Origin of the sequence: Acinetobacter sp. YH12041 (genome assembly GCF_013419975.1) — a bacterium.
Lineage (GTDB): Bacteria > Pseudomonadota > Gammaproteobacteria > Pseudomonadales > Moraxellaceae > Acinetobacter.
In genome coordinates, this window is sequence record NZ_VOZC01000001.1 from 110,759 (window position 1) to 125,000 (window position 14,242).

Below are 14,242 nucleotides of genomic sequence, written 5' to 3' on the forward strand. Positions count from 1 at the left end.
TACAGCAAAAAATTAACAACAGCGAAATTTATACACAATATATTTATGCAAAACAGACACAACTGTCTTAAAAGAACTCAGTCGTTTTTTGTTTCACTTCACTTGGGATTCTTGAAGGTTCACCTTCACTCATATAAGAGAATAACGCAGTCGTCGCCAACAGGCTGAGTACGGTAAAAATGATTACCAGCCAGGCCACAATTTTTTCCCAGACGGGGCTTGTACGTATCGGGCCATACTGATTGCTGCCTCTTGTTCCTGGAAAAAGCAGGATATAAATCCAGACCAACAGATTGATCAAAGGCACGAAGAATAGCAGCATCCACCAGCCACTGCGGTCCAGATCGTGTAAGCGTCGTACCGTAATCACAATACCGAAATACAGATAGACCAGCATGATCGCTAAGGCAAACAGGCTGGACAGGCCGTGCAGGGAGATTTGCCAGTTTGAATCTACTGATAGGCTGGCAATGTTCACAATATCAATACTTAAACCTAGCGCAATACTGCTGCATAAGAAAATAAACTGTAAAAATGCAGACCAGGCAATAAAACTCAAACGTCCAAATCGGCCCCTGATCGATAGGGGATGATCTGCTGCAGGAAAAGGAGGAGGGAAATAGGAAGGTTCAGTTGAATTCATGGGCAAGATCCTAAGCCTGTATAAAATACAGCGAGAGTGGGCGACTCATTTTATTTGACGATAGCAATATCTAGCTGACTTTGGCCATAGCTGAGCATTATCCGAAGTTATTCTGATTGAATTTGAATAAATAATCTACGACGAAAGCATGATTGTCGGATTTGAAATATGCAGTACATACTGCCATTATGCATAAAAAACAATCAACAAAATGCCATCAAGCTCTCGTGATGAGATAGAACAAGATCAAGGAAGCGAACAATGAAAGAAATCTATCCAGTACCAGTAGAATTTAAGAAAACCGCACGTACCACTGATACAGAGTATTTTGAGCGTTATCAGCAATCCATTGAACAACCGGATCAGTTCTGGGCTGAACAGGCACAGCGCCTGGACTGGATCAAACCTTTTACCCAGGTTAAAAATACCAGTTTTGATAAAGACAATTTTAAAATTGAATGGTTTGCAGATGGCCAGCTCAATGTCAGTGCCAACTGTCTGGATCGCCATCTTAAGGAACATCCTTATAAACCAGCGATTATCTGGGAAGGGGATCATCCATCCCGTCACAAGATTATTTCTTTTCATGAGCTTTATGATGAAACCTGCCGTTTCGCCAATGTCCTGAAAAAGAACGGAATTAAAAAGGGCGACCGGGTGGTGCTGTATATGCCAATGGTCTCGGAAGCCGCAATTGCCATGCTGGCCTGTGCCCGAATTGGTGCAGTGCATTGTGTGGTGTTTGGTGGTTTCTCACCTGATTCTCTGGCCAGCCGGATTGAAGACAGTCAGGCCAAAATGGTGATTACCGCAGATTCGGGCATGCGTGGTGGCAAAGCTATTCCACTGAAAGCCAATGTGGATGAAGCCCTGAAAGTCGCCGGTACCGAATCGGTTGAACATGTCATCGTTGTACATCGCACCGGCAATCCGGTAGAAATGCAACAGGGGCGTGATCTCTGGTATCACATGGAAATCATGACCGTCAATGAGATCTGTCCGCCTGAGCCGATGAATGCAGAAGATCCGCTATTTATTTTATATACCTCGGGTTCAACCGGAAAACCTAAGGGCGTACTACATACCACAGGCGGTTATCTGACTTATGTGAATTGCACCTTCCGCGAAGTTTTTGACATTAAACAGGATGATGTGTTCTGGTGTACTGCCGATGTCGGCTGGATTACCGGGCATTCCTATGTACTGTATGGTCCGCTCTCTAATGGTACGACTACGGTCATGTTCGAGGGAGTGCCGCAATATCCGAGCTGGGCACGTACCGGACATATCGTCGACAAGCACAATGTGACCATTCTCTATACTGCACCGACAGCCATTCGTGCCATGATGCGTGAGGGGGATGCCTATGTACGGGAAAGTGATCGTAGCAGCCTGAGAATTTTAGGTTCGGTCGGTGAGCCGATTAACCCGGAAGCCTGGAACTGGTATTACTCGGTAGTCGGTGAAAGCCGCTGTCCGGTGATTGATACCTGGTGGCAAACCGAAACTGGTGGCTTCATGATTACGCCTTTACCAGGTGCGACCGACCTGAAACCGGGTTCTGCAACCCGACCATTCTTTGGTGTGCAACCCGCCATTGTCGATGCAGAAGGCAAGGAAATTGAAGGGGTGGCGGAAGGAAATCTGGTAATTAAGGATTCCTGGCCCGGTCAGATGCGCACCATCTGGGGTGACCCAGACCGCTTTATTGACGCCTATTTCTCGACCTATCCGGGTACCTATTTTACTGGTGACGGCGCACGTCGTGATGAAGATGGCTATTATTGGATTACCGGTCGTGTCGATGACGTACTCAATGTTTCAGGCCATCGTCTGGGTACGGCAGAAATTGAAAGTGCATTGGTTGCACATGAGGCAGTTGCCGAAGCTGCCGTAGTGGGTATGCCGCATGACATCAAAGGTCAGGGGATTTGTGCCTTTGTTACCTTGCAGGCAGGAACTGAAAGTACTGAACAGCTGCGCGGTGAACTGGTAGCTTGGGTACGTAAAATTTTAGGGCCAGTGGCAACGCCAGACGCCTTGCACTGGGCACCTGCTTTACCTAAAACCCGTTCAGGTAAAATCATGCGCCGGATCTTAAGAAAGATTGCTGCCAATGAGCTGGACAGTTTGGGTGATACCTCAACCCTGGCAGAACCACAGGTCGTGGATCACTTGATCGCTGAAGTGCAGCGTAATCAGGCATAAGTTTAGGACGTTCAAATACCGGCATTATTTGCCGGTATTTTTGTCTCAGGAATAAGCTCTGCATGCTTTCGAATATAGTGCCAAGCTGCAATCTGCTAAGCTAAAACTATGCTGAACTTAGGTCAAAAGAATGAATGTACGACAACAATATCTAGATCAATCTCCCCTGCAAATTGCCCAGCAACTGACAGAAACTTTTGCCCAAACAGCCGCAGCTCGTGACAAGCAGGGCGGTAATCCTAAAGCCGAGCGTGATCTGATTCGTCAGAGCGGTTTACTGGGCCTGTCTATTCCAAAACAGTACGGCGGTCAGGAAGCAGACTGGCAGACAATTTTTAAAACCATTCAAATCATTGCCCGAGTCGATAGTTCATTAGCACATGTTTATGGGTTTCATCATTTGCTGATTGCAACGGTTCAATTATTTTCCCAACCGGAACAATATGGCCCATGGTTTGAACAGACCGCTCGGGAAAACCTGTTCTGGGGCAATACCCTAAATCCACTGGACCGTCGTACTACCGCAATAAAAGTTGCTGAAAAAGAATATATTTTTGATGGGCATAAAAGCTTCTGTTCGGGCTCCATTGATTCCGATATTTTACTGTGCTCAGGCTATAACGATGCTGGAAAATTACTCATTGGGGTGATTCCAACAGCACGTAAGGGCGTAAGTTTTCTCGGTGACTGGAATAATATGGGTCAACGCCAGACCGATAGCGGCACCAGCCATTTTGAGCAGGTCAGAATTCATGAAAATGAATTGCTGTTAAATCCCGGTCCACTGAGTACACCGTATTCAAGCTTACGTCCTTTAATTGCCCAGCTGATCTTTGTACACATGTTCCTCGGTGTAGCAGAAGGTGCGTTTGAAGTGGCCAAACAAACCGTACAGACTCAAAAAGCCTGGTCTAAATCACTGGTAGAAGAGGCTGTGAATGACCCTTTTACCCAGAAGCATTTTGCCGATTTTTATGTGCAGCTCGAAAGTGTACGTCTCTTGGCAGATAAAGCGATTCAAACCTTACAGGCCGCGTGGGATCTGGGCAATGATCTCACTGCCGAGCAGCGTGGTGAAGTTTCAGTGGCGATTGCTACAGCCAAAATCGCGGCCACCAATACATCTCTCTATATCACCCAGAATATTTTTCAGGTGATGGGCGCGCGTGCGACCACAGCCAAACTGAATCTGGACCGTTTCTGGCGTAATGTTCGCACCCAGACCTTACATGATCCGGTAGATTATAAATATCAGGAAGTTGGGGAATGGATATTGACCGGGAAAGTGCCTGATCCAAGTTTTTATTCTTAATATGAAAATAAAAAGCCTCCAATATTGGAGGCTTTTCATATTAGATGAAGTGATAGTTTCTTCTAAATCTGCTTAAAGGCTTCTATGGCTCGTACACGAGAGGCTTTTAAATCGACAATCGGTTTTGGATAATCCAGTTCCAGATCAGGATTTTTGGCATAAGGTTCATGAATGGATTTGGCATCCAGATGCGCCAGTTCAGGCACCCACTGGCGGATATAGTCTCCATTGGGATCAAACTTCAGGGACTGGCTGACCGGATTAAAAATCCGGAAGTAGGGCACAGCATCCATGCCGGTTGATGCGCACCATTGCCAGCCGCCATTATTCGCAGCCAGATCGCCATCAATCAGATGCTGCATAAACCAGCTTTCACCCAGTCGCCAGTCGATCAGCAAGTTCTTACACAGGAACATCGCAGTAATCATCCTGACCCGGTTATGCATCCAGCCAGTTGCCAGCATTTGCCGCATGCCAGCATCGACAATTGGAATTCCGGTCTGGCCTTGCTGCCAGGCAGCTAGATCTTCGGGGGCATTGCGCCACTGGATCTTATTGGTATTTTGCTTAAATGGTTGGTGTTTGGAGACACGTGGAAAATCAAACAGGGTCTGTAGATAGAATTCCCGCCACAAGAGTTCATCTAACCAGGTCTGCTGACCCACATCCTCAATCTGGAAATAGCCATCCTGAAAAAGAGCTTGCATACATTGGCGAACTGAAATAACACCGATATTCAGATAAGGGGAGAGGCGGCTGGTACCATCAACTGCTGGCAGATCACGGTCGGTTTTATAATGAGCCATTTTATCCTCGATAAAATCATCGAGCAGATCCAAGGCAGTTCGATCCTCCGCAGGCCAAAGTTGGGCAGCATGCTCTACCACATAATCCGCTGAGAATTTTTCAAGATCAACATTGGGGAGCTTAGTTGATAATTGGATTGGATCTTGAGCTTCAATCTCTGGATAGCAGGCGGGTACATCCAGAATTAGCCGCTCATAGCATTTTTTCTTAAAGGCACTATAGACCTGATAGGCTTGATTAGACTGATTCCGGATACTGCCAAGGGGAAACAGGATGCGATCATGATAGAACTCGACCCTGATTTGCTGCTGTTGCTGTAATTGCTGTACTTGAGCATCACGTTCCAGTTCATTGACGCCAACTTCAATATTGGTATGCAGATTTTCAATTTTCAGGGTTTGACACAGATTCAATATTTCTGGCGCTAAATTTTCCCACAAAGGAATATTCAATATGATCAGCGGGATATTCAGTTGCTGTAGCTGCTGTTTTAAATATTTGAGCCGGCGCAGATAAAAATCAATTTTGATCCGGGCATCCTGATGCAGTTGCCATTGTTCGGGAGAGAGGACTGCTAGCGCAATGCAAGGTCCTTGCTGAGTAGCATGCCAGAGTGCGGCATGGTCATGTATACGGAGGTCTTGGCGGAACCAGATCAACTGCATGGGAATAACGTTCTGAATCGGAATCAGATTATTTTATTCATTCCACCTGAAAATTCTGTATAGAAACGTAGATATGGGCAGAATGATCAGTTAAAAAACCGCCTATGGTATAAGCGGCTCTTTCATTTAACGCTGGTGAATATTTTCTAAGGTATCCACCAAGGTACGCGTGGTCTGGTCAATTTCATAATTGACTTCATCACCTACTTTGGCATTTTTCCAGGTGGTCAGACGCAAAGTTTCGGGAATCAGATCAATCGAAATTTCACTATTGGCGCGATCGACGCGATTGATGGTCAGGCTGCAGCCGTTCAGACCAATAAACCCTTTCAGGAAAAAGTATTTGATATTGCCATCCGGGATCTGAATATCGATATGGTAGGTTTCACCCCGATGTTCCAGATTTTTAATGATTGCTGTGCCTTCGATGTGCCCATACAGATTATGCCCGCCATTTTCTGCACCGACTTTGGCAGAGCGTTCGACATTCACTTCATCACCTACTTGAAGAGATTTTAAGGTGGTGAGGGCAAGGGTTACATCGGAGATATCGAAGTGAATCTGGTTTAGCTTCTGATCAATAGTCGTTACGGTGAGGCAGACGCCGTTGATCGCAACACTGGCGCCAATAAAGACATCCTGAAAAAACTGATTTTCGTTGCTCACGATAATGGTAATGAAGCCATTGCCCTGGCGAATATCCACGACTTTTTCCAAGCCTTGTACGATACCGGTATACATAATTTAAATTTCTATCTCATCGAGTTTGGCTTCATTCTAGTCAAGAATGAAGCAGGCGGCTATCTCTATGCCGAGAACACTGTGTTGCACAAAAAAAATCCCTCAAGCCGAGCCTTGAGGGAATGAATCGTTATGCTGAGCATTATTATAGTTTAAACGAGCTCAGCTTCTTGTTCTTCTTGTTGCTGTTCAGCTTGCTGCGTTTCCAGTTCACGCACGAGTGGCAAGACTTTTTCACCGAAGTATTCCACTTCTTCAATAAAGTGCAGGAAGCCTGAAAGAACCAGATCAACACCAACTTTTTTCAGTTCGATGATACGTTCCGCAATCTGCTGAGGTGTACCGATCAGGTTGGTACGGAAGCCATCGTTATATTGCACCAGATCTTCAAAAGTAGATTTGGCCCAGTTCCCTTCACCTTCCTTACTCGCTGCGCCCGCTTCACGCGTTGCCTCACCGAAAGATTTCACCGCCTGAACATTGGCCTTGGCCACGATTTCTCGCAGTACTGCTTGCGCTTCCTCTTCGGTATCACGTGCAATCACAAACGCATTCACACCAATTTTCACAGAGTGGTTGTTCGCTTTGGCTTTTTCACGAATATCATCGATCTGTTTTTTCAGCTCTTCAGGTGTATTGCCATTGGTGAAGTACCAGTCAGACACGCGAGATGCCATATCGCGTGCTGCCCGGGAACTTCCCCCCTGGAAGATTTCAATATGCGGTTTCTGTACCGGTTTTGGACTCAAGGTATAGTCTTTGAACTGGTAGTATTTACCATCAAAACTAAAATTGTTTTGAGTCCAGACCCCTTTCAGGCTGCGAATAAATTCTTCTGAACGTGCATAACGTTCGTCATGTTCCGGCCATTCTTCACCGATTGCATCAAACTCGCCACGGAACCAGCCACTTACGACATTAATCGCAATTCTGCCATTGGTCAGATGGTCAATGGTTGCCAGCTGCTTCGCTGCCAGCGCAGGCTTCCATGGGCCCGGCAAGATCGCGGCAATCACTTTTAAACGTTCAGTTTTTGCCAGGATGCCGTGACTGAAACTCACTGATTCATGCTGGTTTTCAGCGTTATAGCCCGCAGTAAAACGGATCTGGGTCAGGGCATAATCAAAACCTGCTTTCTCAGCAGTTTGCGCCAGACGGACATTATAGTCATAGCTCCAGTCCGTACGCTGTTCGATATCGCTGACCACCAGACCGCCACTGACATTTGGAACCCAGTAAGCAAATACAATATTTTTATCTTGTGACATTATTCTTACCCTCTGAATGAAGTGGCCATTAAGCCACTTGAGTCTTTGGCACTTTCTTGCTGTGCAAACGGGATTCTGCGGCATCCAGGCTTGGCACTGCAGCTGAAGGTAAAACTTCTTCCTGTTCGATTTGCTTGTTGATGCCTAGGCTCTGGTTGGCTTGCTGAGATTTTTCTTTAATGACCTCAGCACGCTGCCCCTTTGCTGGCGCCCATTCAAGGATCGGTAGGGCACGAGCCACTGCCAGGGTAATACGGGCACGAAGTAATTCACTGTGAATGGTGTATTCAGGCATAAAGTCACGATCTGTGGCATATACCCCGATTGGTAAGGTTTGTGCCTGGAAGAAGCTGAATAATGGGCGTAATTGGTGCTCAAGAACCAGCGCATGACGGTCACTACCACCAGAAGCTGCTAAAAGAACCGGTACATCTACCAGCGCCGTTTGTTCTACGAAGTCAAAGAAATGCTTGAACAGGCCCGTAAATGAAGCGCGGTAAACAGGCGTACCAACAATCAGGGCATCTGCTGCTTCAACGGCTGCCAGATCATCCTGCACACGTTGCGGTAACTGGTTACGGTAAATTGCGCCACCTAAAAGCTGGCCAATTTCGCTGAACTTGATGAAATGTACATTGATTGGCGTCGCCTCACCCAGCTCATCCAGAATGGCTTGAACCAGTGCTTCGGTTTTAGATGGGTGATTCAGGCCGCCAGAAACAGCCACGATGTTTAAAGGTTTTTGCTCGGAAAAATGGGACATGTGAAGTACCTAAAAATGGTTAAGCTCGGAATGACCCTATTAATCCCGATTGCCGCAGTAGGTGTAAAATAACGAAATGCTGAAAAGTTATCTGATTTTTCTATATAAGCGGAAAATTTGCTTCTGAAACATAGAGAGCTGGATAAATAACTGATAACTATATTTATATTGAATAAAGATAAGCTATGCAGAATAGGAATAAATCATATATAAAAAAGTGATGAGAATTAAAGAATTATTGAAATAAGCCAAAATTTAAAAAAATTAAAGAAAAACTCCACATTATTTAAAAAATTGGTGATCTTGCATATCCATAAACTGGCTTGTGTGGTTAGAATAGGAGCTACTGTGCACAAGATCTCTCTCACGTCCTATGAATATTTTAATCGTTGATGATCATCCACTGTTTCGTCATGCTCTGATCCAAGCTGTTCGTTATAGTCTGCCACAAGCGCAGATTCATGAAACTGCAGCAGTCAATGAATTTTATGAACGTCTAGAAAATGGTCCTGAGCCTGATCTTGTCCTTCTGGATTTAAACCTGCCAGGTGCATCGGGCTTTTCTGCTCTGGTCCACGTTCGCGCCCAATATCCTTCGATTCCAATTATTGTCGTTTCTGCTCACGAAGAAGCCAGCATTATCCAGCGTGCGATTGCACATGGTGCAATGGGCTATATTCCAAAATCTGCACATCCAAGCCATATTGGTGAAGCGATTCGTGAAGTCCTCGAAGGGGAAATCTGGTTACCACCCAATCTGCCAGCCAACATGAATTTCGATCCGCGTGCTGCAGACGAAACTGCATTGGCAGAACGGATTCAGTCGCTAACACCACAACAGTTCCGCGTCCTGATGATGGTAGCTGAAGGCCTGCTGAACAAACAGATTGCTTATGAACTGGATGTCTCTGAAGCTACGATTAAAGCGCACGTAACAGCAATCTTCCGTAAGCTGGGTGTACAAAACCGTACCCAGGCGGTGCTTGCTATCAATGCCTTGAATATTGAAGAAAAGAAAATGTAAGGGATTTAACTTACAAAATAAAAAAGACCTCATCTGAGGTCTTTTTTATTGCGAATATATTGCCAGATTAAGCAATATAATCCTGTTTTTGGGTGACATCGGTACAGAACATTGGATTCAGTGCGGATTGCAGTTCATCAATCTGTTCTTGAGTGACATAGCCTTTGGAGATGAGGTATTCTGCTACGCGATCATCACGCAGACTCAGGAAAGTCGCATCATACACACCTAAGTCTACAAACAGGGCAGCAGTTTCCAGACTGTTAAAACGGTCCAGATAAACTTCATCTTCATACATCAGGAATACATGCTCGTCTGTGCTATTCGGATCGACCTGTAGGTGCTCTGCCAGTTCATGCGGGCAGGTTTTGATAAAGAGCAAGTCAGAGAGTTCATCAAACTGGGTGGTATCCAGGCAATCTTCTTCATTTTTCACTTTGCCGAGCCACGCTTTAAAGACCAGTACGGCACCACCACGCAGCAACATACTCCAGATCTGATGACGGGTTTGTACAGGTAAATCTTCAGCTTCTGCTTCCAGAGATTCAATCAGCTTGTTTTCCTGTTCAGCCAAACGTTCAAATAAACCTAAACCTTGCGGTTTGTAGGCATAAGGTTCAAAGACATCAAAATGCAGTTCATCAAAAACTTGCAGGGCTAAAGGAACCGCATGCTGATACAGGGTTTCAAGTGCCTGAATCTGGGTATCGTCGAGTTTGCTGTATTTAAACATTTGCGTCCAGTCGATGCTGGGTAATAAGGCATTAGCACCATATTGGCGATGGAATTGCTGAGTCTGTGCGGGAAGCTGAGCAATTGATTCATCGAGTTTCATTTTTATAACTCCTATCTAGCAGTGCAAATAGACCAGCTGCCAAAAGGATTTAGGCATTGTCAGATGGAAACTGATCGTTTCTTATATTGTCTATTTTTAGAGCTAAGCCTGTTGTATTAAAAATACGACCAAAGTTCTATCTGCCATAAAATAGGATTAAAAATTAATTTAAAACAGCAACTTAAATAATTGTAACTAGGTGTACACATGTATATTAATAGAATTGGTGGCTTTTGCCATAGAGAATGCTGAAATGATAATTTTGAGCAATTTATCAGCAGGAATTATGTGAAATTTGGTGCTTCTGGCACATTGGCCTGATTTTTTTGCCAGTCAGGTAAAGAAAGGTATTTGTTTGGTATAAAAAATGCCCACTTTAAATCATTAAAATGGGCATTGAGATGAAAATAAAAAGTTCTAGCTGCCCGAGATTTTCAGACCGGATAACCAGGAACGGAGTGAAGCGGGTTTCAATGGTTTCTTCAGCAGGACAATATTTAAATCCTTCAGGCGCTGTGGCAGTTCCGGATCAGAATCTGCAGTAATCAATGCTACCGGAATATCACTGCTGCGATGTTCCAGAATAAAGTCCAGACCGATCTTGTCCTGGTTTAAATGCTGATCCACCAGCCAGACCTGAATATTTTCCTGCTGGATCATTTCGGCTGCCTGTTCTGGTTCAGTGGCTTTAAAGACCTGATAGCCCCATTTGGTCAATAAGGTCGACATGCCTTCCAGAATGGTTTCATCATTGTCCAGACATAGAATCTTAAAGGCCTTGGACTTCAATGGCACAGCCTGAACAGGGGCGGCAATGACTTTCGGCGCTGCGGTCAGTGGTACTTCAATCATGAAGCAGGAACCTTTGCCCAGCTCGGAAGAAACATGAACTGGATAATCCAGTAGTCCGGTCATACGCTGCACGATGGCGAGACCAAGCCCCAGACCCTGTTCACCCCAAGGCGAAGTATGGCCACATCGCTCGAATTCCTGGAACAGCTTGATCCGCTGTTCTTCAGCAATACCGGGACCGGTATCCCAAACCCCGATCCGGATATGATTTGGCCGGTTGCTAGAACGCAGTACACCGACCACGACCTTACCTTTGGCGGTATAACGTAGGGCATTGCTGACAAAGTTCTGGATAATCCGGCGAATCCATTGTGGATCGGTGTCAATCCAGAACTGGGCATCATGCACTCGCAGTTTGATGCCACGTTGTGCCGCAATGGATTTGAATTGCAGTTCCAGATCACTTAATAAATCATGCAGTGGATAAGCCTGGCGTTTCGGCTGAATCGTACCGCCCTCCAGTCGGGCAATATCCAGCAGAGCTGAGAGCATGCTTTCTGCCCCATGCAGGGCACGATCCAGTTGCTGCAGGGTCTTGCGATCTTCTTCGCTTTGTACACTTTGCTCCAGCGCCGTACTGAACAGACGTGCAGCATGCATTGGCTGTAACAGGTCATGACTGGCGGCAGCAATAAAGCGGCTCTTGGACATATTGGCTTTATCAGCCTGTTCACGCGCCAGTTGCTGTTCAGACAGGGCATCAGCGAGCTGCTGGGTACGATCCTGAACCCGGGCTTCCAGTAATGCTTCATTTTCACGGAAGGCAGTAATATCGGCAAAGGTCGTCACGAAACCACCGCCTTCAATTGGGTTACCCCGCATCTGAATCACGCGGCCATCTTTACGGATCCGTTCAAATTCATGCGCACTGCCGACCTGCATCCAGTGAATCCGTTTACGCACATGTTCTTCGACCGAGCCCGGACCACATTCACCGCGTTCAGCGTTATAACGGATCAGGTCAGCGATTGGACAGCCGACATAAACAATATCTTTTGGATAGTCGAACAGTTTCAGGTATTGGTTGTTCCAGGCGACCAGACACATATTTTCATCAACCACACTCACCCCTTGGGTCATATGGTCGATCATGGTCATGATCAGGTTCTGGTTAAAACGCTGCCATTGTGAGGCCTGATCCAGAATATTCGCCACCTGACCGAGGGCCAGGCCATTATTGACCATCGCGGTAGTCAGCAGGGTACGTGCCGAGGCTGCACCAATGGTACCGGCCAGATACTGCTCGGTAAAACGCCACCACATGCCATTGGCACTGCTATTTTCATTCAGTTCCACACTATTTTGAGCACAGAACTGCTGGAAGGCCTGCATGGTTGGACCTTCACCGGTAATGCGCTTGGCCAGCGTAATCAGGTCACCAACTTTTAAACGGGCCACATCCTGATGCGAGTAGCTGACATCAGTAGATGGACTTTGAGAAGGAAGCGGCTTGGTTTCATAGTAGAAGAAACTTTCCGCCTGAATCTGTTCAGCCACACTTGGACGGAACATCCGGGAAACCCAGATATATAGGAATGTGTTCAGACCTAGTGCCCAGACCACACCATGCGTTAAAGGATCAAAAGATTCGAAACCGATCAGGGCTTCAGGACGTAACCAGTTCCAGCCCAAAGGACCCTGTTCCAGAAAACTCTGGCTGAACTGCTGATAGGCTTCTGGCAGGCTGCGCAAAATCGTTGGTAATAGCAGGGTATACGACCACAGTGCAAAACCGGTCAACAGACCCGCATACACGCCTTGCTTACTCCCACCACGCCAATACAGACCACCAATCAGAGCAGGGGCGAACTGTGCCACGGCACTGAAGGCCAGCAGGCCAAAAACAGAAAGCTGGTCAATATCATTAAAGAAGTTGAAGAACAAAAAACCCATCAACATCACGGCCAGAATACAGATCCGGCGGGTAAATTTGAGTACCAGTGGTAAACGCTTGTCATGCCGTGAGATCAGGTTTAAACGCCAGAGCGCTGGCATGATCAGGTCATTACTCAGCATGATCGATAGGGCGACTGAAGATACCAGCAGCATGCCGGTGGAGGCCGAGAAGCCCCCTAGGAAGGCCAATAAAGTCAGCCAGTCCTGATTATAGCTAAGCGGTAAAGACAGCACTGCGACATCTGGAATCGCTAGGTATTGAGGTGCCGCATGCAGTGCCCAGCTGGCAATCGGGATAATTGCCAGCGTGGTCAGAATCAGATAAATGGCAAACCAGCGACGTGCACCACGGATATGTTTTTCATCCCGTAATTCAACCACAGCCACATGAAACTGACGCGGTAAGCAGATAATCGCCAGTGCAGCCAGCAAAGTCTGAACCCAGAAGCTTTCCGGTACGCCAAACAGCTGTACATCATGGAAGGTAGACTGAATATCGCTACTGATCTGAGGCAGATTTTCTGGTGCTTCAAAAATAAAGAAACAGGCTACGGCCAGCAAGGCAAATAACTTGACGAAAGACTCAAAGGCGACAGCCAGCATCAGACCGCCATGCTGTTCGGTGTTGGCAATCTGCCGAGTACCGAAAATCATCGCCAGAATCGCCAGGACGCCAGTCAGGAACAGCACGCTATTAGTCGTACTGGCAATCCCGGCTGAAGGTTCCAGAATGACCGCCGCACTCAAGGCAATTGCACGCAACTGTAAGGCCAGATAGGGAATGATGGCAATGACCGCCAGAATGGTGACCAGCGAAGCCAGAGGCCCACTCTTACCATAACGTGCAGCGACGAAGTCGGCGATAGAGGAAATGGCATGATGCTGGCGTACCCGTCCCAGACGGCGCCAGATATCGTAACCAATCGCGACAAAGAGCAGAGGACCAAGATAGATCGGCAGGAAAATAATCCCTTCACGAACCGCAGCACCGGTCGCGCCATAAAATGTCCAGGAAGAACAGTAGACGCCTAAAGTTAAACTAAACAATAGCATGCGGCCACGGGTACTCAGCCGACTGGCATGTTTTTCCCCATAGAAAGCGCAAGTAAAGAGTAGAGTGATATAGAGGGCGAGCACCCCTATGATGAGCCAACTGTTCATATAGCCTGATGTGTACTGTGCATGACGCTATGATACCGCATCATGCACTCAGCAGTTTAAATTGATC

10 protein-coding genes are annotated in these 14,242 nt (G+C 46.5%); 3 read left to right on the forward strand and 7 right to left on the reverse strand.

Annotation, left to right across the window (positions count from 1 at the left end):
* Positions 1-67 precede the first annotated feature (67 nt).
* Positions 68-643 carry a DUF805 domain-containing protein gene (locus FTU00_RS00545; protein WP_180031012.1) on the reverse strand — a complete coding sequence of 192 codons (576 nt, stop codon included), beginning with the start codon at positions 641-643 and terminating at the stop codon, positions 68-70.
* 261 nt (positions 644-904) lie between these two features.
* Here FTU00_RS00545 and acs point away from each other — a divergent pair, with 261 nt between their 5' ends.
* Both acs and FTU00_RS00555 read left to right on the forward strand, forming a co-directional pair.
* Positions 905-2,851, forward strand: a complete 1,947-nt coding sequence (acs, locus tag FTU00_RS00550) for an acetate--CoA ligase (RefSeq protein ID WP_180178877.1) — start codon at positions 905-907, stop codon at positions 2,849-2,851.
* 130 nt (positions 2,852-2,981) lie between these two features.
* Positions 2,982-4,163 (forward strand): acyl-CoA dehydrogenase family protein, encoded by a 1,182-nt coding sequence (locus tag FTU00_RS00555; RefSeq protein WP_180034023.1) that lies wholly within the window; start codon positions 2,982-2,984, stop codon positions 4,161-4,163.
* Between the two features lie 62 nt (positions 4,164-4,225).
* Here the strand turns inward: FTU00_RS00555 and FTU00_RS00560 are convergent, their stop codons facing one another.
* The 4 genes from FTU00_RS00560 to msuE form a co-directional block, all read right to left on the reverse strand.
* The gene (locus tag FTU00_RS00560) at positions 4,226-5,635 is read right to left on the reverse strand and encodes a deoxyribodipyrimidine photo-lyase (protein WP_180178878.1); all 1,410 of its coding nucleotides are present in this window, start codon (positions 5,633-5,635) and stop codon (positions 4,226-4,228) included.
* A gap of 126 nt (positions 5,636-5,761) precedes the next feature.
* The gene (locus FTU00_RS00565) at positions 5,762-6,376 is read right to left on the reverse strand and encodes a riboflavin synthase subunit alpha (protein ID WP_125279183.1); all 615 of its coding nucleotides are present in this window, start codon (positions 6,374-6,376) and stop codon (positions 5,762-5,764) included.
* A 152-nt stretch (positions 6,377-6,528) separates the two neighbouring features.
* On the reverse strand, positions 6,529-7,644 hold the full coding sequence (gene sfnG, locus FTU00_RS00570; RefSeq protein WP_180013801.1) for a dimethylsulfone monooxygenase SfnG: 1,116 nt from the start codon (positions 7,642-7,644) through the stop codon (positions 6,529-6,531).
* A gap of 28 nt (positions 7,645-7,672) precedes the next feature.
* The gene (msuE, locus tag FTU00_RS00575; protein WP_180178879.1) at positions 7,673-8,407 is read right to left on the reverse strand and encodes an FMN reductase; all 735 of its coding nucleotides are present in this window, start codon (positions 8,405-8,407) and stop codon (positions 7,673-7,675) included.
* Between the two features lie 373 nt (positions 8,408-8,780).
* Here msuE and FTU00_RS00580 point away from each other — a divergent pair, with 373 nt between their 5' ends.
* Positions 8,781-9,431, forward strand: a complete 651-nt coding sequence (locus FTU00_RS00580; RefSeq protein WP_004781530.1) for a response regulator transcription factor — start codon at positions 8,781-8,783, stop codon at positions 9,429-9,431.
* A 67-nt stretch (positions 9,432-9,498) separates the two neighbouring features.
* On the opposite strand, the gene FTU00_RS00585 is transcribed toward FTU00_RS00580, so the two are convergent.
* Both FTU00_RS00585 and FTU00_RS00590 read right to left on the reverse strand, forming a co-directional pair.
* A complete protein-coding gene (locus FTU00_RS00585; protein WP_166139501.1) occupies positions 9,499-10,266 on the reverse strand; it encodes a hypothetical protein in 768 nt (255 codons plus the stop codon).
* 417 nt (positions 10,267-10,683) lie between these two features.
* Positions 10,684-14,175 (reverse strand): PAS domain-containing hybrid sensor histidine kinase/response regulator, encoded by a 3,492-nt coding sequence (locus FTU00_RS00590; RefSeq protein WP_180025259.1) that lies wholly within the window; start codon positions 14,173-14,175, stop codon positions 10,684-10,686.
* Between the last annotated feature and the right edge of the window lie 67 nt (positions 14,176-14,242).

Excerpts from the sequence above, each read along its gene's own strand:
- FTU00_RS00545 (WP_180031012.1), bottom strand. The coding sequence starts at position 643 with ATGAATTCAACTGAACCTTCCTATTTCCCTCCTCCTTTTCCTGCAGCA.
- acs (WP_180178877.1), top strand. The coding sequence starts at position 905 with ATGAAAGAAATCTATCCAGTACCAGTAGAATTTAAGAAAACCGCACGT.
- FTU00_RS00555 (WP_180034023.1), top strand. The coding sequence starts at position 2,982 with ATGAATGTACGACAACAATATCTAGATCAATCTCCCCTGCAAATTGCC.
- FTU00_RS00560 (WP_180178878.1), bottom strand. The coding sequence starts at position 5,635 with ATGCAGTTGATCTGGTTCCGCCAAGACCTCCGTATACATGACCATGCC.
- FTU00_RS00565 (WP_125279183.1), bottom strand. The coding sequence starts at position 6,376 with ATGTATACCGGTATCGTACAAGGCTTGGAAAAAGTCGTGGATATTCGC.
- sfnG (WP_180013801.1), bottom strand. The coding sequence starts at position 7,644 with ATGTCACAAGATAAAAATATTGTATTTGCTTACTGGGTTCCAAATGTC.
- msuE (WP_180178879.1), bottom strand. The coding sequence starts at position 8,407 with ATGTCCCATTTTTCCGAGCAAAAACCTTTAAACATCGTGGCTGTTTCT.
- FTU00_RS00580 (WP_004781530.1), top strand. The coding sequence starts at position 8,781 with ATGAATATTTTAATCGTTGATGATCATCCACTGTTTCGTCATGCTCTG.
- FTU00_RS00585 (WP_166139501.1), bottom strand. The coding sequence starts at position 10,266 with ATGAAACTCGATGAATCAATTGCTCAGCTTCCCGCACAGACTCAGCAA.
- FTU00_RS00590 (WP_180025259.1), bottom strand. The coding sequence starts at position 14,175 with ATGAACAGTTGGCTCATCATAGGGGTGCTCGCCCTCTATATCACTCTA.